Genomic DNA, 26,666 nt, shown 5'->3' with positions numbered 1-26,666 from the left:
GATAAAAATGGAGACAAAAGTCTCTGCTAAAATGCTGATAGAAGTAATATAATGCAAGAAAAATGAATAATTTGGAGGAATTTTTGTGTCGAAGCTAAGGCTTTCTGTTCTTCTAGTCTTTTTATTTTCACTGGCAAGCTTTTTTGCTACTGCTTCTATCACGTCTGCGGCAAGTAATTATGAGAGGATTGCGGGGAAAAATCGGATTGAAACCTCGGTAGAGATTTCTTATGCAAGCTGGGAGCAGGCTGATGCAGTCATTCTTGCGCGCGCTGACAACCCGGCTGATGCCTTATCTTCCGCTTCCCTGTCAGGTGCCGCCGATGCGCCAATTTTACTCACCTATCCTACTAAACTCTCTCAATCAGTGATTGATGAGATCGACAGGTTAGGTGCTACTACCGTTTATATACTAGGCGGTACTGGAGCAATCAGCGGTACAGTTGAAAATCAACTGAAACAGCTTGGTATTGATCCTGTCAGAATCAGCGGAAAGAACCGTTTTGAGACAGCTGCCAATATTAATAAGGAAGCAGGAAGTTCATTAGGAACAAAAGCCATCGTAGTCAATGGATTTGCTGTTGCCGACGCTTTGTCCGCTTCAAGTAACTCTGCCATCAATCAACTTCCTATTTATCTTGCAAATAAAACCAATCTGCCAGTCAACTTGCCTTCGAATATTAAAGAAGTAATGATATACGGAGGTGAAGGTGTAATCGGGAAAGAGGTTGCCCAGGCACTTGAAGCTCAAGGCAGAACAGTGACAAGAATTTCCGGTAAAAACCGTTATATGACGAACCTTGCTGCTGCCGACGCTTCATTGACTGACCATGTCATTATAGTACGAGGCACGAGTACCAGCACAACGGCTGAGGAATATCCAGATGCAGTAGCAGGAGCTGGACTATCCCATAAGCTTGGCGCAAATATAATACTCTCTCAACCTGATACAGTAGTTTCTGCAACTTCAGAGTACTTTAAGAAAAATCGTTTTTTAGGTTATTTTATCCTTGGCGGTGAAAATGCAGTTTCCACCGAGACGGTGATGGAGCTTACCTTTCATCCCGATTCAAAGGTTTTAAAAACCTTTGAGCATAATATCATAGCCTCAGCAATGGATACTACTAGGCCTGTACTGTATTCTCTAAGCGATGATGATTTCAGCTTGCATTCTTATAATTATGTGACTGGTGAACACAGTTCAATACAGTTTACCGACATGCCGGAACAATTATATGTAGCAAACGATAAAATTTACGTTACCCTCGTGCATCGGGAACATGATGATTATTGGTTCGATGAGCAATCGGGCGGAATCGCCATCGTTGATGCAGAAACGTTTGAACTTGAAAATGAATTCGAAATCGCACTTGATCCATTTGATCTTGTTGTTGACCAACTTGGATTCATCTATGTTGCCGGTGGCTCAGGTCAATGGACAGAGCTAAAGAGCTACTCAGGGGTGACTGGTGAAGAAGTCTCTTCAAGGATGATACGCCAGCGCAGCTACCTGGAGTTAAGCCCGAATGAAAGCAAAATATATGCTATTAATACAGATGTATCTCCTCGAGATATTAGTGAATATTATATCTCTCAAGGGAATATCTCAGGGTACAAGGATTCTCCCTATCACGGTGATTACGATTTAGGTAATTTTGGTTTCATTACAAATATTAAAGTCTCTCCGGATGGTAAGTATCTATTCAACAATATGGGTCATGTATTTAAGGGGAATTTAGACTACGCTGCAGAACTTGAAATTCCATATATGGATCTTGCCTTCGTTCTGAACGAGAACCGTTTCTACTCTGGCATTAGCAATTATATCTTCAAGCACGATTATTCAACTTTCCTCGTTGACCGCTCTTATCTAATCAACGGGGAAGCAGAAGAAATGTACCAGAAAAATGGAGAGATATATGTTCTTTCCTTAGTTCAAGTCAGCACTACAGGGCTTCAAAAATATGCTCTTGAACAGCTTGATACATCAAAAGGCATGGAACTGCAGTCGGAAGACGTTACAGATCCAGCCTTTCAGAATTACTTAAAATAAAGTACTGACGAGTGTGAGAGATTACACTCGTTTTTTTATTGATATTAAACACAGGAGGCATAGAAAACACCTTATTAGTTTCCTATTAAATTTAACAAACAAACAGGAACTGCCGATATAACTAAAAAGGAGAAACCTTCCATTAGGTTCATATAAATCGTGATAGGTATATTAACCTATTTAAAAATATGATTATTTGCATGCATTTTGTAAAATTAAGTATTATTTTACAGTCTAATATGATAATATTTTATCAAATATTGGAAAAATGACAGGATGGTGAAAATTATTATGAAGAAAAAAGTCGTGGCTCTGGCGACAGTCGCCATGCTTTCAGCCTCATATGCAGGAAATGCTGCAGCCAGTACATATGTTGTCCAAAAAGGGGATACTCTTTCCCACATTGCCAGGAAGTATAATACGAGAGTTGCAGATATCAAGGAGTGGAATCGACTGACCTCTGATTTGATTCATATCAATCAGACTCTGGTGGTCTCAAAACAGGAGCAGAAAGCATCTACTCCATCTGCCCCACCTGCTCCTGTCCAGGCAGCCAGTACATACAAAGTCGTCAGCGGAGATACATTAATCAAAATCGCCAATAAACATCATATTTCTTTGGCAGAGCTTAAAGAATGGAATGGACTTAAAGACCATCTCATCTATCCTGGACAAAAGCTGAATGTATCACGTCCTGGTCAGCAGACAGGCACAGGCAATGCACAGCCAGCTCCGGCTCCTGCACCACCGCCTCCAGCCCAGGCTCCTGCTAATCCTGCACCCGCTGCCCCAACATCAGAATACATAGTAAAGAGCGGGGACACCTTAAGCCAGATCGGTACAAGGTTCAGATTATCTGTACAGCAATTAAAAGCGATGAATAACTTAAGTTCAGATATGATTTATATTGGACAGAAGCTGAAGGTCAGCGGCAAGCCAGAAGAACAAGCAGCACCAGGCAGCCAGGATCTTAGTGTAGAGGTCTCAGTTCTGCTTGAGGAAGCAAAGAAGCATCTAGGAACTCCATATGTATGGGGAGGTTCTGATGTATCCGGATTTGATTGCAGTGGCTTTATTTATTATGTATATAATAAAGCTGGAAAATCGATAAATCGTTTATCCTCCGAGGGATATTTCAACCGTTCTTATTATGTTTCTGACCCACAGCCTGGCGATCTGGTATTTTTTGAGAATACTTACAAAAAGGGAATTTCCCATATGGGCATTTATCTAGGAAACAATCAATTCATCCACGCTGATGATAGCGGTGTGAGAGTGACGAGTTTGGATGACTCCTATTATAAAAAGCACTTTGACAGCTTCAAGAGATTTTATTAAAAATAAGAGAGACTCCTATTAAAATCAGGAGTCTCTCTTATTTTTTCTGTTCTCGTTTATATTGGATTATTTCTCGAATAAACAGCATACCGGACTTGATTACCTGAAAGAATAACAAGATCCTTTTCATATCAAATTATCTCCCGTTTCTCGCTGTTTATTGTACCCGTATTAACCCTAAATGAAAAGCCCTTCTCAGAAAGAGAAGGGCTTGCTGTTATTTAATGAAGCTGTTCAATTTCTTTTCTACATCCGCAGAGACAGCTCCGGTACCGCCAAGAATATACATATTATCGATTTCATTGCTATTTTCCGTTAAGAAGGCATTCACCTTATCATGCATCTTGTTAGCAGGAGTAAGAATCAGAGGTGAATAGTAAAAGTTTGCGAGAGGCGCGCCAGAAAGGGCATCAGGGAATAGGTCGCCACGTGCGAATGTCAGTGTGCTGGCATCCATCCCACGATTCTCGATTGCATACTCCGCTATATTGACAGACACTTCATATCTGTCCTTTCCGCCAATACGATCAACTTCTGACCCTGGACGGAGTTGCTTAATCTTGGCGCCAACAGCATCGCTTACAGCTGCCGTACCTCCAACTATGATATAGTTTTCTATTTGCGGATTATTCTTTATAAAATTTTCAATAGGAGCCGGTACTCCATCTTTTCTTACAAGAAGAATCGGCATTCCTGATGGCCCTGCAATAGTTGATGCAGAGAGTGCGTCTGGAAATGCTTCTCCGCTGGCAATAATTGCTGTACTTTCACCCCAAGATTCTGCTACCCGATCAGCAATGCTTGCCGAAACTACATAGCGATCCTTCCCTCCGATACGCTCTACCTCTTCTATCCCTAAGCTTTTAAGCTGGGCTTCAACGTCAGGTGAAACAGAAGCAGTTCCCCCAAGAATAATCGCACGTTCTGGCTGGATGTTTTCAAGTTCTGTAATGACTGACTGTTGCAAGGATTTTGGATTTGTCAATAAAATTGGCGCATCCTCTGTTGCAGCTAGCGGACCGCCTGCAACCGCATCAGGGTACAAGTCACCTCTAGTGATGATGACAGTACCGCTTCCAAAACCACGATTCCTTAATGTGCTGCTAACATTGCTTGAAACTTGATAACGATCCTTCCCCTGAATCCTTGAAAGACCTGGGAGGGTAACACTGTACAATGCAGTAACCCTATTTCCGCCAGGTTTCATGGCTTCAAAAGTAAGGAAATTATATCCCGGTGAAAGTACTAATTGGTCCCATTTGAAGGTACCTGGTGCTGTTAGATCAGCTTCCTGCTCCCCATTAAGGGACAATGTAAGACTATCTGCATCCGATGTTCCCGATACAGAATAATTTGGCGATGAATTTTTCGCCAGGCGGACTTCCGAAGCGGATGGATTAGCAATTGTCAGATTTGGCAGTACTGAATCTGGTTCAGATGAGAAGGTTCCTGAGAATGTATATTCATAATTAGTCTTCTCTTCTGAATAACCCATTACCACAAAATAATAGGCTCCCCGATCTAACAGGAATGTTTTTCCATCGTAAGGATCAACCAGTTCACCTGTGTCCATGTTATATATATAATAATCCGGACCTAAAGAATCGTCAGCATTCTCGTGAAGCGCCTCTACAGTAAAAGTACCGCCATTAGTAGCAAAGTGGTATTCATGAATCTGGTTATAATCAATTTGCTGCTTATAGAAAGCCTCTGCTGTGATTGCCTGGAATGAAGATGATTTGCTAGTAAATTCATAGGACTCTGGATCACGCTGTTCAAGATGATTGATCATAAAACTCTTTCTTTCTTCCAATCTCTTAGATAAACTTTCCTCCGCATTGGCAAAAGGAATGGAGAGAGAAGTAGTAACCATGGCAATAGCTGCAGCTGAAGAAAGCACTTTCAAAATACCGTTCAATTCATTACGCCCCTTTTTTCATTTTTTCACAACAACATTATGATAAAGGAATTTACAATATTTGTAATGGGTACTTAGCCCTAAACAACTAATTACCTTGACTAACCCTCACTAAACAAGGTTTTGCTGCGGAATATATAGGGAATATAAAGATACCAATCCTAGCAGGAGGTAGGCTATTATGCAAAAGCTTATTTACCGTGTAAAGTACAGTTGGCATTCTTATCAACATGGATATCATAAAACACTTTTGAATGATTGCATTAATCTTGAACTTAAGTCTAAGATTGAGAAAAAACTAGAATTTCATAAAAAGAAAGCTGAAAGAATTTATTATCAGCTTCAAGCTGCAAACACATTAATATGATAAAAATAAAAAAGGAGGCGGTGTATAGCTCCGGCCTCCTTGTTCTATATAGTCATTATACTTTTCAAATCCAACTTTAATTCTTCCAAAATTTTTTCTACTGTCATTTCTTTATCATGTAAACCTTTATCGTACGCGCTTTTTAAGACTTCGACAAAATCAGCCTTTTTCTCCTCTTTGCTTAGCTCTTTCAATTCTTGATCCTCCATACATTCGTTTAAATATGACATCATTCTATTAAAAATTCATATAATTGTAAATAACATTCCAATTAAATATTGTTACAGTTTAGTTAAATCTATAAGGAAAGCTCAACAACATCTTAATCCCTCATGCAGATGTCTAGAAGGCTCTACCTAAATTTTCAAATACTCCGAAGTTTTATAGAAGGTCCCTTACTCTCCATAACATAAAAAGGACAATGAGTTTGATACTCATTGTCCACAAAACTTATTTCACTAGTTCACCCAATTCGTATTGGATATTGATCGCTTTTGTTCCTCCAAGCAGACTGAAGTGTCCAAAGTCATGTCCCGTAATAGTAGTCCTTGTCGGTTCCGGGATATTGTCGGTATTCGACAATAGCAGCGAAGAATTATTTTTTGCTGCGAGGACTGCACCAGTCAACGCATCGGCGAATTCATAGCCAAATGCGATATATGCTTTTTCCGTTCCAAGTGGAAGCTGGTTTACAATCATGGCGTTTGTTTCATATCGATTTTTGCCGCCATAACGCTTAGGATCATTTAGCTTGCTGAAAAGTGTACTATTGACTACACTTTCACTTCCCACAACAATCGTATGTTTGTATTTCTTCAGTTCCTGCTCTGTTGAAGGCGAAAGCTCAGATTCCCTCGTCAAGAAAATCGGGAAGTTATTTTTAGCAGCATAAGCAGCGATGGACAGGGCATCAGGGAAATTATAGCCATAAGCAAGTACAGCCGTATCCCCTTTTACAGGAAGCTTTTCTGCAATCTTAATTGCAGTTTCAAATCGGTTCTTGCCGCCATATCGCTCGACATTCAACCCCATTGATTTTAACTTCTGCTCTACCTCGGCATTGATTGCTCCTGTGCTGCCCAGTAGAATGACATTCTTTGCTTTTAATCTAGTGATTTCATCCTTTGTTACATCAGGTAGCAGATTATCCCTTGTCAGGAGCATCGGCGCATTCAACTGATGTGCAAGCGGAGTGCCAGCCAAGGCATCAGGGAAATCGTAGCCTTTTGCTAGTACGACCGTATCTGCGGTTGTCCAGCCTTCTTGTGAAATAGCAACTGCAGTTTCAAATCTGTTTGCCCCGGAAATTCTGCTGGCTAGCTGCTCCAGTTCATTTGAGGCTGTATACCCAATCGTACCGTCCTTCAGTTGAACTTTATACCAGACATATTGAAGGTTGAGCATCTGGCTGTCGCTTAAATTTGATTGGTCGTATTCAAAATCTTCGAGAATCGTCACTGCTTCCTTTACACCGGAAGGCAAAGTCTTCACTACCTTGGCATATCTTGATGGCGCTTCACGGAAGTTAGCACCTTTTGCGGTGAAAACGACATCTTTTGGCTTGTAGAAATATTTGCTTTCATGCAATAGATGTTCCGGAACTTCAAAATGATCCTTTTCAAAAATCAACTGATATTTCGGCGCTCCTGTATAGGTGAAATCCTCTTCCTTGAAGTTGAATGGCAGTGGATAAACACCAATTCCTGGATTTTTATTATTCAGATACGTATAGACCTTTTCCTGATAGGCTGCTGTATTCGTTTGTCCTCCCGGTTTATAGATTGGACTATTTTTTTGGACTTGCCCATTATAAGCCAGCACCGCAAAATACCAACTTTCAAGGATATGACGGTCATTATCGTTTACAGTTGGCAGTTTGTTACTGTTAACTGCTCGGAATTTCTGATCAAGAATCTTAACACCGATCTCAATGTTATATTTAATATCGGTTTTAAGCTTTTCCTGATCAAAGTCCCCTTGATCTGTTATTTGCATAATGCCAATACCTCTACCGTCAACTTCCGATATATAAGGCTGACCATCCTTAAACTGTTGCCAGCCACTTTCCTCCATCGCAATGGCTTTGACTATTTCAGGTGGTACGTCAAATTTTAATGCAGCATCAGTAAGGTATTTATTTATTACCGGCACAGGTGGATTCTGATAGCTTACTGCACCTTCTACTGAATCTGCCTGGAATGGCACCAAAATCATTAGGACTGCAACTAAAGCTGTAATGAATTTTTTCAAACTTCCCTTCTCCCCTCTATCTATTATTCTCCTTAAATGGTAACATCCTTCCAAATATAAATCTATAAATGTATAAACATTTAAATTAATAGTACTTTACTCTCATTTCATATAGTCATAATGTCTCAGTTTTGGTAATATATAAAAATGTAAAACATAAAAAAGGGAGGATTAACCAATTGAGTAGATTTTTTCAATTAACTCTTCAACTCCTGCTCGCTTTCGCTCTATTTTTCAGTATGACACCTGAAGGAGCAAATGCACAGGGAGGAGACTCCAGCAAACGTATTTCTGGAGCGAATCGCTATGAAACAGCGGTTAACATTTCAAAATCAGGTTGGGCTAATGGTTCAGAAACAGCCATTCTGGCTAGAGGAGATTTATACCCAGATGCGTTGGCAGGTTCACCATTGGCATTCAAATTGAATGCACCTATCTTGCTGACAGCTCCTGATCAATTAACAGAAGCTACGAAAAAAGAATTAGCAAGACTTAAAGTCAAAAACGTTATCTTATTGGGTGGCGAAAAGGCTCTAACCAAAAAGGTTAAAACACAAGTTGAGAGTATGAATATCAAAGTCAAGCGTGTTTCAGGAAGCTCGCGATATGAAACAGCCCTGAAAATCGCCCAGGAAGTTAACCCTGCAAAAGACCAGGTTTTCCTAGCTACAGGCGCTGATTTTCCTGATGCTTTGGCAATCGCTCCTTATGCTGCAGAAAATGGTATTCCAATTTTGCTGACAGCACCTAAAAGCATACCAGCCAATATTGAGGAATTTGCCAAAACGTTCAATAATGTAACTCTAATCGGAGGAACAGGTGTAATCGATCCTGCGATTGAAAAGAAATTCGAGAACCCTACAAGAATTTCCGGTAAAAACAGATACGAAACAGCTTCTAAGGTTATCCGGGAGCTTTACGACAAGAATGAAAATATTTACATCAGTACTGGTACGAACTTCCCTGATGCCCTTACAGGTTCTGTTTTAGCAGCAAAAAACAAAACCGGTATCCTTCTAACAACCAAATCGGCAGTACCAGCAGATGCAGAAATTGTTTTCCCTCAACAGCAAGTCAAGGACTTTAAGGTATTTGGCGGAACAGGAGTTGTTGAAGATAAAGTCATCACAGCCTTCCAACAACTGCTTGTAAAGTTTGAGGATACTGTTGGCGGTGGAGAAGTAATTGAGAACGCTAAATTCCTTACAGATGCAGAAGCGGATAAGTTCATTGATAACACCGTCAAAGTACAGACAAATGATAATGGGACTCTTACATACACACTTAAAAACATTTCCCAATCCCAGTATGTTAAAGACGATATGATTTTCTTCCCACAAAGTGAGGATCATCCGACTGGCATGATTGCCAAAGTGATGAAATCAGAAAAAGATGCTAACGGCAACCTCGTTCTTCAACTAGGACAGCCTGCGATTGAAGATGTATTTGAAGATTTGAACATCCAGCTTGATGAAGAACTGACAATGGAACAGTTGGTGGATATGAAACTCCAGGAAGGTGTTGCCATGGTTGTTGATGACCAGGCAGTAAATTCGTTCCAGGAATTTAGCCAGCTACAGAATCAGCGTTTTTTAGCAAGTGACAAAATGAAATTAGCCTTTGAGATGGATTTGGGCAGGTTGCTTTCAAAAAAGGAAGATGCTGAAGGCGGCACCGGCAGTGAAGATAATGATGATTTCATTGTAGGAGAAACCCAGAAAGAATTAAAACTGACAGGTTCCTTCGAAATCAGCAATATTACACCAAAGGCAGAAATCAAAAAAACTAGGATATTAAAGAAATGGAAGAGCTTTGATTTCGGAGTCTCATACGATTCCACAGTAAATGCTGATCTGACAGGTACACTTAAAGGAAAGTTCGGCCTAAAGAATAAGACGAATTATGGTTATGGGGATGATGACTCCTGGGTACAGGTTGAGGGAGTAAAAAGGGATGACAGGCTATCTCTTGCAAGTTTCACTTTCGTCCCGGCCCCTGTCGTTGTTAGAGGAGCTGGCGTGGGTGACTCAGGCTATCAAGAGGTGCCAGTTGGAATCACCCTTTTTATCACCACTACCTTTGAAGGTAAGTTCAATGTTGATGTCCATATTGGTTATGTAAAAAAAGATAAAACTGATATGGGGATAAAATGGGATAAAGAGTCAAATGACTTTGATGCATATAGAGATATTACAAAAGTTAAAAATGAACTTACCGGAGATGTAAAAGGAGCAATCGCGGTTACCAAGAAATATGGAGCAGATGCAGCCCTTAATGTCGGTGGGCTCCTTCCGGCTGTTCTCGAGAATGACTTTGCCATTAGCAACACTGCTAAGGGTGAGGGATATATTAAAATGAATTTCTTGAATGGAGAATTTGAAAAAGACGGGTGCGTTACAAATGATTTTGATATCAGCCTCCAATCAAGAGTAAAATACCGCCTTGCAGCAAAACTTTGGGTAATTGAAGGCGGAGTTGAAGGTGAGTATGAACTTGCCAACTTATCAATTTATAAAAATAAACAGGAATACTGCTTAAACTCCGGGATTCTTAAAGGGGAGGTAAAAGATGCAGTAACAGACCAGCCAATCAAGGATGTGGCGGTGACTATCTATAAAGATGATTATCCTGTAAAAACATTGAAAACAGATGCAGAAGGCAAATATGATATAAGATTATTTAATGGCACATATGGTGTTACCTATTCGAAAACCGGTTACGGTCCGCTTGATTATGATAATGTCATCATAGATAGCGATCAGATAACCCATAATCCTAAAATGAGACTATTAAGTAATGAATATATCAATTCGCCTGGATCTGTTGGAGGTGTGATATCCAATGCCATCAATGGACAGGAGATCGAATGGGTCACAGTTAACCTTCGTAAAGGACATAACGCACGTACTGGCGATATTTTTAAGACTACGACTACAGATAGTTATGGAGAATATGTAATCGAACCGCTTGAAGCTGGGTATTATACTGCAGAACTGGTAAAAGAAGGTTTTACCACTACCTTTATTGATATCGTTTCAATCGGTGATCAGGAAGCGTTTGAATACCATGCAACATTACGTCCAATTCTTGCAGAGGATCAAATCTCCGTTGTCCTGACATGGGGTGAAACTCCTTCTGACTTGGATTCACATTTGACAGGGCCGACAATGGATGGATCTGATCGTTTTCATATCTATTACAGAAATAAAGCTTATTATGAAGATGAAGATGATCCGATCGCCAGCCTAGACTATGATGATAGATACTCATTCGGTCCTGAAACCGTTACAATTAACAAGCAAACTGCCGGAAAGTATAGCTATTATGTCCATAATTACTCCAACCAATCAGATGATACTAGCACGGCACTAACCAGCTCAGGTGCAAAAGTTGAAGTGTACATTGGCAACGAACTCATCAGGACTTTCCATGTCCCTACTACTGGTACAGGAACAGTCTGGAAAGTATTTGACTTGTCAGGAACGACTATAACACCAGTAAATGTAATTTCTGGACCAGGTACTACTTTTGAGAGTACAGATGCAACTCCTCTTATTGAGAAAAGCGTCCTTGATTCATTCAATTTACAAAAATAAAAAGCATGACAAGCAAAAAGGACACTATTATTCAGTGTCCTTTTTGCTACTGATATTAAAATATAAAAAACAAGTAAACCACTGTCCCTAACCCGAGAGTTAACAAACGGATTAGTTTATTCATTGGGTGGGGCTTTCCGCTTTTTAAGATTGAAGTATCCTTATCAAAAACAACATCCGGATTCATCTGCTCTATCTTTTTTAGCAGCTTGGGAGTGTTTTTTGCGAGGGAAATAAATGAAAATGGAAAGCTTACAATAAAGCCATCTTCATATTTAAAAGCTACATATTGAAAGTTCTGGAATCCTTCTCCTGAGAATTGATCCTTAACAGTTCTTCGATACACCTTCTCTATCCCTTTTAAACTATAAGTTTTCTTTTTAAACCCACTTATGTATTTAATATGATCATGATATATTTCTATCCGAGTCTGTAAAAAAAGAATGGGTAAGCCTATTAAAGGTAGTAAGGGCAGCATTGCAAATGAAATGACCATCCAGTCTCCGTTAGAAAGCACATTTTTTGCGGCACTGAACCAGGCTAGTATTCCAAGAAAGATGAAGTAAAGGATAATCAGTGGATTTCGTGAAATTGAACCGTTTTTCATAAAAAATTCTCCTTAATTTGGGGTTTGAGGCTATAAACTATTAAACACTTTGACTTCTAATAATATATCTATTATATTCCTATTTTTCTATAATTACGACCAAAGACCTATAAATAATGGGTATAATGTACTCATGTGGATAAAAAAGGAATAATTGGGGTGGCATATATGTGGGGATTATTGGATGACCTATTGAAAATTGTTTCTGAGGATATCAAAACTTCTCAACCTGGAACATCTTCTTCCAAAGACATACTAGATGTATTTTCAAAGAAAGAAAGAGAGAAAGTAAAAAAGGAATTAAAACGAGATACAAAAAAACTTATTAAAGAAGTAAAACAATTATCGCCTCTAGTCGGAGATGTATTGGAAGCGCGTTATTTGCTATCAGAAACAATTGATAACCATTCTAGAGCATCTAAAGACCGGCTTTCTCTTCGCGACCTTGAATACTCAGCAAAAAAATTCTACCGCGGTGACCACTTATATGTAAATAGGTGGCTAGGGTTAGACTATTCGCACCACGGGTTGTACCTGGGAAGAGGCAATGTCATTCATTATAGCCAGTTTGAAATAAGAATTGACAGTCTTGAAGACTTTGCTCAAGGCGGAAATATACATTTGATGGATAGCGATATAATTTATACGATTGATACCGTCATCCGAAGAGCAAAGAGCAAATTGGGAGAGGAAGAATATGACCTCTTATTCAATAACTGTGAGCATTTTGTCAATTGGTGCAGGAATGGGGAAAGACGGAGATAGTACTATACACTAAGAAGTACTTTTACTAAAAATGATAAAAGGTGAACAGACCAATCGCTGTTCACCTTTATTATTAGTTACCCTTGATTTCCAGCAATTTTTGCTTTAACTCGTTTTCCATTGCGGCAAGATCCTGCTCTGCCTGACGTCTCTTTGTCCTGCCTTCCTGCTGGATCCTCAATGTTTCTTCCAAAGTGGTGATCAGGTTTTCTTGCGTTTTCTTCAACGTTTCAATGTCAACAAGGCCACGTTCGTTTTCTTTAGCTGTTTCAATTGTATTTGTTTTTAGCATTTCTGCGTTTTTAAGGAGTAATTCATTTGTTGTTTTAGAAACTTGTTTCTGTGCTTCAACTGCGTGCCGCTGTCTGATTAGCGTCAAGGCAATCGCAACCTGGTTTTTCCAGAGTGGAATGGCTGTCACAATTGAAGACTGGATTTTTTCTACTAACGCCTGATTGGTGTTCTGGATCAGGCGAATTTGCGGCGCACTCTGGATGGTGATTTCTCGGCTTAATTTCAGGTCATAGAGGCGCTTATCCAGGCGATCGGCAAACTGGATCATGTCATTGACTTCCTGGAACTTCATCTGGTCCTGGGAAGACTCCGCTTCCTTTTTCAATTGAGGAATGGTTTTTTCATGGAGTTCCTCTAGCTTCAGTTCTCCTGCCGCAATATAGATGTTTAGAGCATTGAAATACTCTTTGTTTGTTTCGTACAATTTTTCGAGCATGCCGATGTCAGATAGCAGGACATTTTTGCTGCGGTCCAGTTTTACGCTGATCCGATCAATCTGTGCTCCGGTCTTCTGATATTTAGAGAGAATCTCCTGCACAGATCCCGTAATTTTACCAAACATACGGGCAAAGAAGGATTGCTTTTCCGCGCTCAGCTCATCCGGATTCATATCATTGAGATGTTTCATTAAGTCACTAATGATTTCTCCTACTTCACCAACATCCTTTTTCTGGACATGCTCGAGCATCGCATGCGAAAAAGTCAGCAGTTTCCCCTGTGCCTGGGTACCATATTGAATCATCGCCTGGTGATTTTTTGGATCGATTTGCTCAGCCAATTGATAGGCTCGCTGGCGATTTTCCTCAGGGATGACATCAATCAGCTTAACTGGTTTGCTGTTCTGTTGCTGCGGGCTGGGCTGCAGCTGCAATTCAGGTGAATCTCCAAACGGGTTGGTTAAGATATCATCCATTATATTTCCGGTATTTTTTAAAAGGTCAGGATTTTTTTCCGTCATTATTTCAACCTCCTGGTTTCATCAGGAATTTCATTTCGCTTCTTAATCGAGTACTTTGCTACATCTATTTCAAAATTCAAGTGGTCAAGATCCTCTTCCAGCATATAATTCAAGTCTTTCTCAACGATTTTGGTAAGGTCCTTTAAAGTATCCTGCGTATCCTGTAACGAGTATTCCAATTCCCGATTTTTAGCCGGCTGGGAGGATAGGAAGGCATACTTTTCACTTAGTTCCATTATCGAATCAAGATGTGAAAAATAAAACTGTTCTGCCTTGAAGAATCTTCTCGGCTCGCGATTGCTTAGCTTCTGGATGTTTTTTACAAGCCTTAACAGCTCCATCCTTTGTTTCAGCGAACGGATATGCCGGATGGAAAAGAGCGACTTCTGAATCCTGTTGATCTTCACATTCGCCTCTTTAAGATTTCTCTTAATATATTTGTATTCCTTCATGGTCAGTCTGTTTTTTTCCAAAAAGCGTTTTTGCAGATATGAACCTAGTCCAAAGAACATCACTCCACCGCCAATAAACCCATAGAGCGAAGACATCCAAAATGTCTGGTCAAAGCCAGTAAAGGCCAATAGCCAGATGAACGCCGAAAAAGGGATTGCCGCACCAGTTTGCATAAATCGTAAAAGGAATTTATTCATTAGTATCGACTCCTGTTTTGAATCTTCCTATCTTATACGAATAGAAGATACAGAATGTTTCATTCACTGTAAAAAAATGTTTTCTCCCTTATACAATACTTCAAAACAAGCTATTTTTCTACAGACTCAGTTTGTAGTGTGTTCTAGGTCTTGAGACGGAGATGAATTCAAACTGGAAATATTTAATATCATTGTTCAACGACTTTTCGACAAAAGATGTGGACTAGCATGTAGGATTACCTGGTAATTTGTAGAAACTTTTGTTGTTTCATTATTCAAAAAAGGCGGTATATAGGGATTACAGAAGCAAAAGTAAAAAAAATACATCTGATAAGGAGTGTTTAATATGAAAGTTAAAGCAGGAAGCTGGAGCATGTTGAGCCCGGAGGAAAAGTTTTGGTTGTTAACAATCATCAGCAAACAATCTAAAAAGAATAGAAGCAATGAGTAGAGATGGTGAAGTGGATTTGAATATTGAAAAGAGATTAGCATTAATAAAAGAAAGACTGCTATAAAGAAATTTTGGATTCCTTTTGATAGCAGTCTTTCTATTTTAAGCTTATCTGCCCTTCAAGACAGTGACAGTCGCCTGAACTTCTGTTGTGTTTCCTGCCTTGTCTGTCGTAAGATAGGTGATCGTGTAGATTCTACCATTACCGTTTCCATTTCTTTCTGAACGAAGGGCAAAATCGGTATCCAATGTACCATATAATGCACCACGGATATCATTATCATCCGCGTTTTGTTCATTAATTTCGATTGACTTCAGTACCACAGAATCCATCTGAGAAGTTGAATCGCTATAATCCAACTTTGCTCTAATATCGACCAGCTTATGGTTTGGAACAAGAAGGATCGGTTTATCTACTGAAACCGTTAGTTCAGGAGCAGTCTTGTCGATTTTGACATCGACAGTCTTCGTTTCTTCCCCATTCCCTCGAACATCTTCGCTGCGGAATTCAATGGTGTATTCACCATCTTCCTTCAACTCGATTGGAGCTGCATACTTTCTCCAGTTCTCTTCTCCTGAGAAACGATATTCAGTGGTTGCCACGCCAGATTTATCATCTTTGGCGGAAAGTGTAACGGTTACGTCAGTAGCATACCAGCCGTTTTTGCCAGTTGGTGCTTCAGGGTTTACAACAGCTGTTGTTTCAGGTGCCGTTCTGTCCCCAGGAGTTCCGATTAACTCTTTTGTATCACGCACACGGATTCTCGTTCCTTGAGCGAAGGAACCAGACAGGCCGACAGCCTCTAGTGTATCCCCTGCTTCCAGTACTGGTACTGGACCGCTTTGGTTGACAATATAGCCATCAGTGAATACTAAAACATCTCCGTTGCCGTCATTAATAATATAAGAGTTATCATCGAATTTCTTTACGACTTCCCCTTTCACTTTTACGAGAAGGCCTTGAATGTTTTCAGAAGTAGCTTCTCCTGTTTTAACGAATTTAGGTTCAACAGGATCACCTTCACCAATCTTGATGACATCCTGTTCAAACTTTGCAAACTCTATTTCCTTGTTGTTATCAAATGTAATGATATGGCCATAGACGCGGACCTTATCACCAGGTTTGATTGAGCCAGCAGGCACTTCCTGGAATGCCATGATGCCGCCTGTTTCATCCTGTACATAGAATGCGTCGAAGAATACTCCAGCTCCAGTTGTGACTGTACCCTCGATTACAGTTTCGGAATCTTCCGCAAGCTTCCTTGCATCACCGATACTAGTAATCTGTGTTTCACGGTGAGCGAGCCAGTTAATTGCATTCAGTGCGAACTCATCATTCCCTTTCGGCTCATATGACTCGTCGATTTGTTTATCGTTGAAAATGTTCATTCCGGATACGATGATGCGGCCATTTTCACCGATTTTTTCAGAGGCAATCAAAGGAATCGCAGATCCGCCAGTTGCGTCAGATACAGCGTCATATGTGTACCCGCCCTTAATATTGCCCTGATAGGTTGTTTCATTGCCTTTTGCTAAGATAACCACATTTTCACTCTCAGTAAGAGCTGTGTTGTTTGGACCAGATAAGCTTGTTCCACTGTAATAATCAAGGAATGAAACGCGGTCCGTGATGTAGTTAGAAACCAGCCCAGGGAATGCTCTGACTGCAAAAGGCGCTACGTTCGGATCACTCCAGAAGTTGCCTGTCTTGCTGTCATCAAATACGCCGTCATTGCCCATACGGATGGTTGCACCCATTTGTTCAAGCATGCCGTTATTGATTGCAGGATTTGTGCTGTGATTGCTCTTTCCTGACATTAATAATGATCCGCCATTCTTTACGAATTGGGCAATCGCTGCACTCTCATCAGCGGTGTAAGCTGATCTTGGGTGTGTAATGACCAATACGTCAACATTGTTTAATACAGCATCTGTAATAGCTGAGTTGTTCTCGGTAACTGTATAACCTTCTTTTTGCATCATCGTTGTGAAAGATTTTAGATTGTCTTTATACGATCCGCCATCGCCGCTTGTGTTTTCATTGCCATGCTTCGCATCAATTACCACCTTGATTCCAAGTGGCTCCTTGATTTTAACCGACAATTCAAACTCATTATCTCCAAGATTCAATCCATCAAGTGAAGATACAACAGCTATGATTTTATGGTCGCCTTTTAACGGACTTTCCCATACAGCCGTTGCAGCCGCTACTCCCTTTGAAGGAATTGATGAGATATCCTGTGATCCAATCAGGTTCTCTGCCTTTACCTCGTCAAAGTAGAGGTCTACTTTTAAGTTTTTGACTTCCTGTGTACCATTGTTCGCGACGTTTGCTTTCAATGTTGCAGGGTTTCCTTCAACAATAACGTCACCTACGATATCGATTCCATTTACTTTTACATCGACAGCTTCTTCTTTAGACCAGATTGGTGCAGAGTACATGCGCTCGCCATCAGTCTGGGTCACTCGTACAACGAACCATTGCTGGCCGCCAGTAACATTGTAAGAAGGCTCCCATGTAAAATCTGCTGTCATTGGAGAATAAGAGTCTACTACTTTGCCTCCATTTGTGATCAATTCAACTTTTTCAACACGATCATCTGACTTATAATCTGCAGGGAGATAGCCGTATTCAGCCATTGACCGGCTCTCAGCAACTGTATCGCTTCCAGAAATATTGAACTTCAGTGACTTGCTGTCTACAGTTGATCCCATATAGAAACCATTGGCCTTCACATCGAATGTGAAGTTAGGATCTTCTACCATGTACACACGCATATTACGCATAGAGTGAAGAAGGGAATCCTGCGACAGGTCATCGGCAACGATAACCGTACGAGCCCTTGTCTGTCCCCATGTACCTTCGTGGTTGTCCTCACCGTAAGTCGGTGCTACATGCCATCCTAGATCCAATACAGAGAAGAACTTTCTCTCTGCATTCGCGTAACCATAATGACCTGATCCGTTTCCAACTTCAAGCATGGTGAAAAGTTTATCCATATCTTTGTTGTATGGCTTAAAGTTATTGAATGCATCCTTTGACATATCAGGATGGTTGAACTGTCCTACCACATCGTCATATGTCATGACCCAGGCGTAGTACTTGTTCAGATCCTGATACATTTTTCCATTGATGTTTCGATCAATGAAGTTTTCAGTGCCGAAGATATTGGAGTGCCCCCATGTTGTCGAGGTCATTTCAAATGCCGGGAATACGACGTACTCGCCATCTTCGGTATATTGTGCAGACAAATCCTTTGTCAGCTGCCAGTCTGCTCCGCCGCTTCGCTCCAACATTCCATTGCGTTCTACCGTATCCTGTCCTAGTTTGTCAGGATCGATATCGTGGGAATGATCAGAGAATGCGAACCAGTCATACCCATACCTTTGTCCAGCTCTTAGTGCATCTTCTGGATTTCCGGCACCATCATGAGAAATATTCGTATGGTTATGAGTTGTACCTCGGTAGTGGTTTCCACCTTCAAAGCGCGGTACTACAGTAAATGTCCATTCAGATTCACTGCTGTTCCCTTTTGAGTCCATTGCAGTAACTTTTACTGTATGGTCTCCAAGTGCTAAATCTTCCTCAGGAGTGAACTTCACCTGACTTTGGCTGATTTGAGCATTAGTAAGCTTCTCGCCATCAAGCCAGATTGTTACACTTTCCTGGTCAACGCCACTTGGATCTTCCAGCAGAACAGAAATTTCCGGACGAGGACTTTCAACCTTCGTTCCGCCTACCGGTGACTCACCATAAATACGCGGTCCGTCCTTATCTTCTCCCAATGTAACTTGATGAGGAGTTTCTTTTGTACCGGAACTCTGAACTTTCTCGCCAGCCTTCGCTTCAATATAATAATCAAAGCCAGCAGCTGGTACATTTTCAGACTGCAGGATTGCTGTATAACGGGATTCACTTCCCATTGTCATCGGCAGAGCAATATAGTCTGCATCACCTGTTGCACGGTAGTAGACCGTTACAGATTCTGCCCCACTTGCTTTTGCCACAAATTCAACATTAGTATCTTTGTAGACCTCTTTCATAGGCTCGTGGTCAATCGCCAATTGCGCATTAATATCCATCATATCGCGAGGGAAGATCTGATACCCGCTGACATGCGTCGCGTTCGTTGTGTATTGGCCGACGATACCGGTCACAGCGTAACTCTTGCCGTTTTCAAAAACTTCATCTGCCTTGATGCCTGTTTTATCCATTACACGAACAGTCGTGGATTTGTTATTTTCATCAACTAAAGTAACATTCCAGTTTGTTCCAGATGTTGCGACAGACGAAACCTTGCCTTCAAGGCGGACAAGACTGCCTTCAAGCGGTTCCGCAACCGTGAAAGTGTTAAGGTCCATAATCGACACTGCTTTAGGTGCCGGGATTGCTAGGCCTTCTTCCACTTTTGTAATAGCCGTTGCTTCTAATTCTGTTAAACCGTTGTATTGAATGAGTTTTCCTGTAATCTTAAGCTTATCGCCGCGGACAATTTTCAGCCCAGAATCATAGTTGCCAAAAATATTAATTCCGGCTGTTTCATCCTGAATATAGAAGTTATTCTTCTGTGTGCCCATCACGCCATTATCGACTGTGACGACACCCTCAACTGTGAAGAACTGGTTGAGATTCGAAAGAAGACCCTTTGAATCCGTCACTTTCACTTCATTCAGAGGAGTGACGACATCTGTTGCAGCTTTCTCAACTGAAACAGGGACGCTTTCAAGCATGATTCCATTGGCGTCACTTGATTGCTGCGTAACGTAGACCGTTGCAGGAGCATTGTTGAATGTAATCGTATTAAATGCGCCAGTTCCAAGTACTTCTGTTCCTTCTCCGTTCAGTCTCTCTGCTTGGTTTGCTGAAGTGTCAGGATAAACGAAAATTGTTGATCTTGCTACACCTGCTCCGACATTGCCGATCAACGTGCCTTTGCCCTTGCTATCAACACTGTAGCTAAGTTTGTCGGCAGCAACATTTTTGCTGTCCTGAGCTAGATTGATTTGGATGGCATCGCTTTCGTCTTTGCCGTCCTGTGTTGCCGTTACGTAAACACTTGTCAAAGCTTTCGCTGTTTCAAAATTCACTTCAAATGATCCATCTGCTGCTGCATTGGCATTGCCAAGCGCCGTTCCTTTTGCCGATGTTTCATAGACATTGATGACCGATTGCTCTGCGGCTGCTGCAACAAATCCAGTCACTTTTGCCTTACCATCCTGTAAAGTGAACTGAATGTTATTTCCTACCGGCTGAAGGCTGGTGTCTGATTCCATTGGCGGTTCAGCTGGACTTGCACTGTTTTTAGGAACAGGCGTTGCTGACACGAAATCTAATGAGTTATCATCAGAATCCCATGCATTCCCTAGTCCAATAGCAGGTTCTACATTCGCGTATGGTCGTCTTTGGGCACTTGTGGAGTTGCTCAAGGCTGGTGTTGGTCCAGTTCCCTCAAAGCCAACAGCCCCTTTCCCAAGCCCTACGAAGTCCACAGTGTTTGCTGGGAATTGACCATTTAAAAGATCTGTATGAGGCACTAACGCCACTTTCCCTCCCGATCCTGCGAGGTCTAAAGTGGGATCTTCTGCATCTGCCTGTGGCAATGGTTTATCTGTAACCGATGTACCAGATTTACCTTTTATCAAATAGTAACCATAAGGTTTTATAGATCCTGTTAGCGCAACTTTTTGCCAACCAGTACCTGTACTGCTGGCTTTTTGGACAGACCAACCTTCTAAAGATATCTCTTGATTAGTTGGATTATATAATTCTACGAAATCACTAGAAAATACCGCTCCGCTGTTTCCTCCACCACCATAGGCCTGGCTAATGACAACATGATCGGATATGGAAGCGCTTGCTTTTCGGACCAAGCCTAATGGCATAAATGTGGTAATAAGTAATAATACTGCTGTCAGCAAACTAGTCCATCTTTTGAAGCTTCTCTTTCTTCTGTTCATTCATTTTCCACCTCTACTAAGATTTGGTGAATCCCCTTAAAAACGAATACTCCCTAGAAGATGATCGACACCCTTTCATTAAAAAGTATTAGTACATCTATAATTCTACAAAACTCTTGATTCTAAAGATATAAGTCTAGAGTAAATAGTTTATTAAAATTCCAGTATAAATTTTTCCATCAACTATACACAAATGGGAAAATGTGATTAGATTTAGATGATAATAGAATAGATTAGTTCGGGGAGGACAACTGGTGAGCATGTTTAACAAGAGAGGGTCTAAATTAAAATTATACTTCGTTATTTTCGCTATATTTCTATATACTTTTCCTTCCATGGCGGCTGCACACCCTTATAGCGCCAGCTTCACAACTATTCAGTTTTTAGAAGATGAAACAAGTTTTGAATTCTCAATCGATGCCTTGTCGATCATCGAGCTTCAAGAGGACATTGATATCAATGAGAATAACATTCTTGAAATGAGTGAAATTGAAGAGGAACAAGACCATCTTATCGAATTCCTTACCCATACGGTTATTCTTGATAAAGGCAACGAACAACAAGAGCCAGAATTCGTTGATTTTAAAATAGAGAAAAAAGAAAACAAGGAATTCCTTACTCTTACATTAAAATACCCTGCTTATCAGCCAGGAGATACCCTAACCCTTAATGATGGACTTTATTTTAACGACGCTGATACCAATTATGTGAACTTATTGACCGCAACCTATGCAGGTGGATCCAGTCAGGCTGCTTTGCAGGGAGAGAATCGCTCATGGACCATTCTGCTTACCGAGGACCAGCAGGAGCAGCAAGCTGGAAGTGATCAGGCTGATGGCTCTAACACCGAGCAAGAACCCAAACCTGTTACTAAACCCACATCTTCCTGGTTGTCCTTTTTCAAGCTAGGGATGTCGCATATTTTAACTGGTTATGATCACCTTTTGTTCCTATTCGCACTATTACTGCGTAAGCAAACATTTAAGCAATATGCGATGATTGTGACTTCTTTTACGATTGCCCACAGCATTACCTTGAGTCTTGCAGTTTTGGGGATTATGGATTTACCTTCTAAATTTGTGGAGTCCGTGATTGCACTTAGTATCATCTATGTGGCAGTGGAGAATATTTTCAAAAAAGAAGTGAACCACCGATGGGGACTGACCTTTGTCTTCGGTTTGATCCACGGCCTGGGTTTCGCGAATATCCTTCAGGAGATGAACCTCTCAAAGGGGAATCTTGCATCAGCACTTGTGAGCTTCAACATTGGAATCGAGGTTGTACAGATTTTAATCGTGCTGTTGTTACTTCCGTTGCTGACATATCTTCATCGTCTTAAGGATTCGAGCAAATATATCAAATTTGGTTCAATAGTAATCATTTTCTTTGGGGCCTACTGGCTCGTCGAAAGGCTATTCTTATAGTATCGAATGCAAATACCTCTGCCCTGTTGGGTGGAGGTATTGCTTTCCCTAGAAAGACTTAACCCACGTTGCAATGTATATCGAATGGTCAAATAATCCACTCTATCAACCGTAGACATCAATAATCGGTGTTTTTTCCCTAACTGAAATACTAAATTCTACATTTATCACTAAAAAAAATTTGTTAGCGTTCGATAAAGTACCATATTTCGACATTTAGGAAAAAAGACCTATTGAAAGCATTTTCATAAATAGGATATTTTTATATAGGGCAAAATCGTTGAAAAATGATGACGCAAAGCTATAGGGACCTCTTTCTATTGGAAAAAGTCTGCCAGCTACCATCAATCTTAAAGGAGTAAATTGATGTCAAACCAGAATTGGCTAACACCAGAGGAAATGCAAAGGAAAAAAGCGAGACAAAAGAATTTCTTATATGCAGGATTATTATTAGCCACTGTATTGCTCAGCGCTGCTGTAACTATACTTGCTAACCAGATTTAAGCCTTTGCAACAAAAGCTCCGTTCGTACGGAGTTTTTTTTATTAAACTCAATGTTGATTTCATAGTGTTTGAAAATAAACAGAAAAATTTCGTTAAAATTGGAAACGACCCTTAATTCCTTGAAAATAAGGGTCGTTTATCCGTTTATTTCATCCAAATCGTTGGATTTTTTCTTATTTTTAGCATTTAACCGGAATATCTCCTCCTATTTCTGCTTCAAAAGTGTCCTCTATATCAATAGCCGGAAGACTCTCAATACCTACACGAATTCAACATAGAGCCTTCCTTATAAAAAGCAAGCCACGGTTCACAATGTGATCCAGTGGCTTGCCTGATCAGACACTTACTTCTTCTTCGTCTTATTCGCTATCTCAATCGCCCTGTCTGTTCCTTCAGCTGCCTGATCCAATGCTTCCTGTGGCGGTGTTCCCTGGTACATGTTTTCAAGTGCGGTCACGACTTGCTGGCGTGATTCAGGGAAAACGGAAATCAATGCACCCTGTGTCGCGAAGGATGGTTTTGTATCCTGAAGCTGGTCTACTGTAACCTTGAACTGCGGGTATTTTTCCCACTCCTGCTTTACCACGTCTTCTTCATAAGCTGCCGGGTTGATCGCGAAGTAGCCTGTGCCGATATGCCATTTCGCCTGGCTTTCAGGTGAAGCGAGGAACTTCATGAATTCCCAAGCTGCCTGCTGCTTATCTTCACCAATCCCTTTGCTCATCCATAATGACGCACCGCCAATCGCGACGCCCTGTCTTTCAACTTCATCCGGATAAGGTATATAGGCAACACCTACATCAAAGGAAGAGTTATTGATTGCGCCGGCAACACCTGCGGATGAATCCATGTACATCGCGACTTTTCCTGTCTGGAAGGCAGCACGGATATCATCCCAATTCGTTCCGTAGTTGCCGAAAGTTCCAGCTTTGTTCATGTCATCAAGGAACTTGAAGACACGCAGTCCTTCTTCTCCATTAAACACAGCTTTTGTTGCATCATCAGAACGGCCGTTATCATTGTCGACATACAGACCACCCTGTGTAGCAACGAGTTGTTCAAAGAACCAGCCATATGTCAGCATCGAGAATCCAAAGCGTTCGTTCTTCTTCGTCAGTTTTTCAGCAGCCGCTTTTACTTCACTGAATGTTTGCGGCGCCTTTTCCGGATCAAGACCTACTTCCTTAAAAGCATCCTTGTTATAGATCATTACCGGTGTCGAGGAGTTGAATGGCATCGAATACAGTTTTCCATCGACCTTATAGTAGTTCAGGATGTTTTCCTCAAGCTGGGATAGGTCGTAATTGTCCTTATCGATGAATGTTTGCATTGGCTCGATAAAGCCACTTTCAATCATGTACTTAGTCCCAACTTCAAACACCTGCATGATCGCCGGCGCATTATCGGTGCCGCCGACACTGCGAAGCTTTGTCAAAGCTTCTTCATAGGTACCCTGGAATTCCGCATTGACCACGACTTTATCCTGAGAATTGTTGAAATCAGCGACAATGCCATCAAGTGCTTCCTGTCCCGGTCCGGACATCGCATGCCAGAACGAGATTTCTGTTTTCTCACCAGGCTTCGTTCCCTCATCTTTCTCCTTGTCTTTGTCATCTCCTTTGCTAGCATCATTGGAACATGCCGACATGACGATTAAGCTGAAAATCGCACTAATTACGAGAAACCATCGAAGTTTTTTCAACATCTTGCTGAACACCCCTTTTATTAAAATGCTTCTGGATACCAGAAGTTGAACCCAAATTGAATTACTTCAGCGCTCCCTGGGTCAGGCCTTTTTGGAGCTGCTTCTGTCCTGCAAAAAGCAATAACAGTGTCGGGATGATGACCACGATCACTCCCGCCATGACGACGCCCCATTCAGTCGCTACTTCCTGGGACTGCAGCTGCTTCAAGCCGATCTGTACTGTCCTGACCTGGCCTGTACTTGTCACGAGCAACGGCCATAAATACATATTCCATGTCGTCAGGAACCCGTAGGCACCGAGCGTGACAAGGCTGGTTTTTGACACAGGAAGGATCACTCTCCAAAAGAAGGCGAACTTACCGAGCCCTGCCACCTCTGCCGCTTCATGCAGCTCTTTTGGAATCGTCTTAAAATGCTGGCGCAGCAGAAAGGTTCCGAAGGCCAGTGCGAAAAACGGCACTGTCAAACCTTGATAAGTATTCATCCAATCCAGCTTTTGGATGGTGAAAAAGTTAGGAATCATCGTAGCTTCCCAGGGAATCATCATTGTTGATATAAAGAGGAAGAAGATAAAATCCCTTCCCTTAAACGGGATAAACACAAAAGCATAGGCCGCCAGACTGCAGACGACCAGCTGACCGAGCATGACCCCGAACGAAACTACGAAGCTATTGATCAGGTAATTCATCAGCGGCAGACGGTCGAAAACTTTTACATAGTTATCAAAATGGATCGACTCTGGAAAAAACTTACCCTGGAGGATTTCCCCGCCCGACATGAAGCTGATCATGAAGGCATATAGAACCGGGAAAAAGACCAGGAAGGCTGAAATCACCAGCAAAATATAAAACAGGATTTTTTTCGGTGTCGACATCATCATTGATAGTGCACCTTCTTTTCTCCGAGCTTAAATTGCAGGATTGTTACGATCAGGATGCAGATGAACAAAAAGACTGCCTGAGCGCTCGCCGTGCCGAACTGGTAGTTGACGAATGCCTCACGGTATATGGAGTAAACAATCAGGTTTGTCGCCTGGGAAGGACCACCTTTAGTTAAAATATCAACCTGCCCGAAAGTCTGGAAGGCATTGATCAAGGAAATCGTGATGATGAAAAACAATGTCGGCGACAGCATCGGGATCGTGATTCTGCGGAGCTGATACCAGTAGCCAGCACCATCAATCTTGGCGCTTTCATATAAATGTTCATCGATGTTCTGCAGCCCGCCGAGAAGGATGAGAAACGAGAATCCGATATTCATCCAGATCGTTGAAATCGAAATCGACACAAGCGCCCAATCCGGATCAAGCAGCCACTGGACCCCTGGCAAATTCATGACATTCAACAGCCGGTTGAACATCCCGATACTTGGATGGAACAGGAATAGCCAGACAACAGAGGAAGCAGCGACCGAAATGCCCATCGTCGAGGAATAGACAGTTCGGAAGAAGCCGATTCCTTTCAGCTTTTCATTCGCAATCAGCGCCAGGAACAGCGCAATGATGACCCCTGTTGGTACGGTATAGAGAACAAACAGCACCGTGGCCTTGATACTGTTGCGGAATTCCTTCGACTCGAATAAATAGGCATAATTTTCAAAGCCGACAAAAAGCGCAGCTGCTCCTTGCTGGTCGGTCAGAAAGAAGCTCAGGTAAATCGTCCGGAACATCGGGTAAAAAATGAACACCGCAAACAGAAGAATCGATGGAAACAGGTATAAAAGGGCTGTTCGGGCGTTAAGCGATTTTCTCCAAAAACTCAGTTTTGGAGGAGCATCTGCTTTCATATAAACACCTCTTTATCAAAAACCGTATTGTCAAAACTTTTAT

The 26,666-nt window shown here is 41.4% G+C and carries 17 protein-coding genes and 1 riboswitch; of the genes, 7 read left to right on the top strand and 10 right to left on the bottom strand.

Annotated features, from left to right (window positions below):
* Positions 1-85 precede the first annotated feature (85 nt).
* Positions 86-2,053, top strand: a complete 1,968-nt coding sequence (locus J7E32_RS15735; protein WP_214909079.1) for a cell wall-binding repeat-containing protein — start codon at positions 86-88, stop codon at positions 2,051-2,053.
* 291 nt (positions 2,054-2,344) lie between these two features.
* Positions 2,345-3,391 (top strand): C40 family peptidase, encoded by a 1,047-nt coding sequence (locus tag J7E32_RS15730; RefSeq protein ID WP_214909073.1) that lies wholly within the window; start codon positions 2,345-2,347, stop codon positions 3,389-3,391.
* Between the two features lie 217 nt (positions 3,392-3,608).
* Here J7E32_RS15730 and J7E32_RS15725 read toward each other — a convergent pair whose 3' ends face one another.
* Positions 3,609-5,309, bottom strand: a complete 1,701-nt coding sequence (locus tag J7E32_RS15725; RefSeq protein WP_214909067.1) for a cell wall-binding repeat-containing protein — start codon at positions 5,307-5,309, stop codon at positions 3,609-3,611.
* A 181-nt stretch (positions 5,310-5,490) separates the two neighbouring features.
* Between J7E32_RS15725 and J7E32_RS15720 the strand changes: the two genes are divergently transcribed.
* Positions 5,491-5,676 carry a hypothetical protein gene (locus J7E32_RS15720; protein ID WP_214909065.1) on the top strand — a complete coding sequence of 62 codons (186 nt, stop codon included), beginning with the start codon at positions 5,491-5,493 and terminating at the stop codon, positions 5,674-5,676.
* Positions 5,677-5,720: 44 nt separating this feature from the next.
* Here the strand turns inward: J7E32_RS15720 and J7E32_RS15715 are convergent, their stop codons facing one another.
* A complete protein-coding gene (locus J7E32_RS15715) occupies positions 5,721-5,885 on the bottom strand; it encodes a YwzD family small protein (RefSeq protein ID WP_214909063.1) in 165 nt (54 codons plus the stop codon).
* A gap of 241 nt (positions 5,886-6,126) precedes the next feature.
* A complete protein-coding gene (locus tag J7E32_RS15710; RefSeq protein WP_214909061.1) occupies positions 6,127-7,926 on the bottom strand; it encodes a cell wall-binding repeat-containing protein in 1,800 nt (599 codons plus the stop codon).
* Between the two features lie 179 nt (positions 7,927-8,105).
* Here J7E32_RS15710 and J7E32_RS15705 point away from each other — a divergent pair, with 179 nt between their 5' ends.
* Positions 8,106-11,522, top strand: a complete 3,417-nt coding sequence (locus J7E32_RS15705; RefSeq protein WP_214909055.1) for a cell wall-binding repeat-containing protein — start codon at positions 8,106-8,108, stop codon at positions 11,520-11,522.
* A gap of 55 nt (positions 11,523-11,577) precedes the next feature.
* On the opposite strand, the gene J7E32_RS15700 is transcribed toward J7E32_RS15705, so the two are convergent.
* Positions 11,578-12,129 carry a hypothetical protein gene (locus J7E32_RS15700; RefSeq protein ID WP_214909049.1) on the bottom strand — a complete coding sequence of 184 codons (552 nt, stop codon included), beginning with the start codon at positions 12,127-12,129 and terminating at the stop codon, positions 11,578-11,580.
* Positions 12,130-12,297: 168 nt separating this feature from the next.
* Here J7E32_RS15700 and J7E32_RS15695 point away from each other — a divergent pair, with 168 nt between their 5' ends.
* Positions 12,298-12,894: a lecithin retinol acyltransferase family protein gene (locus tag J7E32_RS15695; protein WP_214909047.1), complete on the top strand. Its 597-nt coding sequence runs from the start codon at positions 12,298-12,300 to the stop codon at positions 12,892-12,894.
* Between the two features lie 73 nt (positions 12,895-12,967).
* Here the strand turns inward: J7E32_RS15695 and J7E32_RS15690 are convergent, their stop codons facing one another.
* From J7E32_RS15690 to J7E32_RS15680, 3 genes are all read right to left on the bottom strand, one after another.
* On the bottom strand, positions 12,968-14,146 hold the full coding sequence (locus J7E32_RS15690; protein WP_214909045.1) for a toxic anion resistance protein: 1,179 nt from the start codon (positions 14,144-14,146) through the stop codon (positions 12,968-12,970).
* Positions 14,146-14,796, bottom strand: a complete 651-nt coding sequence (locus J7E32_RS15685) for a 5-bromo-4-chloroindolyl phosphate hydrolysis family protein (protein ID WP_214909043.1) — start codon at positions 14,794-14,796, stop codon at positions 14,146-14,148. The genes J7E32_RS15690 and J7E32_RS15685 overlap by 1 nt, the downstream gene beginning before the upstream one ends.
* A gap of 559 nt (positions 14,797-15,355) precedes the next feature.
* A complete protein-coding gene (locus tag J7E32_RS15680; protein ID WP_214909041.1) occupies positions 15,356-21,205 on the bottom strand; it encodes a DUF4350 domain-containing protein in 5,850 nt (1,949 codons plus the stop codon).
* Between the two features lie 260 nt (positions 21,206-21,465).
* Here J7E32_RS15680 and J7E32_RS15675 point away from each other — a divergent pair, with 260 nt between their 5' ends.
* Both J7E32_RS15675 and J7E32_RS15670 read left to right on the top strand, forming a co-directional pair.
* A complete protein-coding gene (locus tag J7E32_RS15675; protein ID WP_214909134.1) occupies positions 21,466-22,629 on the top strand; it encodes a HupE/UreJ family protein in 1,164 nt (387 codons plus the stop codon).
* A gap of 260 nt (positions 22,630-22,889) precedes the next feature.
* Positions 22,890-22,975, top strand: a riboswitch (cyclic di-GMP riboswitch).
* 20 nt (positions 22,976-22,995) lie between these two features.
* Complete coding sequence (locus J7E32_RS15670) at positions 22,996-23,133, top strand: hypothetical protein (RefSeq protein WP_214909033.1); 138 nt, start codon at positions 22,996-22,998, stop codon at positions 23,131-23,133.
* A gap of 343 nt (positions 23,134-23,476) precedes the next feature.
* Here J7E32_RS15670 and J7E32_RS15665 read toward each other — a convergent pair whose 3' ends face one another.
* From J7E32_RS15665 to J7E32_RS15655, 3 genes are all read right to left on the bottom strand, one after another.
* Positions 23,477-24,838 (bottom strand): ABC transporter substrate-binding protein, encoded by a 1,362-nt coding sequence (locus J7E32_RS15665; protein ID WP_214909031.1) that lies wholly within the window; start codon positions 24,836-24,838, stop codon positions 23,477-23,479.
* A 61-nt stretch (positions 24,839-24,899) separates the two neighbouring features.
* Entirely contained in the window at positions 24,900-25,712 is an 813-nt protein-coding gene (locus J7E32_RS15660; RefSeq protein WP_214909132.1) for a carbohydrate ABC transporter permease, read from the bottom strand.
* 2 nt (positions 25,713-25,714) lie between these two features.
* Positions 25,715-26,623 (bottom strand): carbohydrate ABC transporter permease, encoded by a 909-nt coding sequence (locus J7E32_RS15655; protein WP_214909029.1) that lies wholly within the window; start codon positions 26,621-26,623, stop codon positions 25,715-25,717.
* Between the last annotated feature and the right edge of the window lie 43 nt (positions 26,624-26,666).

The sequence above is a fragment of the Bacillus sp. ISL-55 genome (genome assembly GCF_018613155.1).
Lineage (GTDB): Bacteria > Bacillota > Bacilli > Bacillales > Cytobacillaceae > Mesobacillus.
This window is presented reverse-complemented; position numbering and strand designations above follow the sequence as displayed.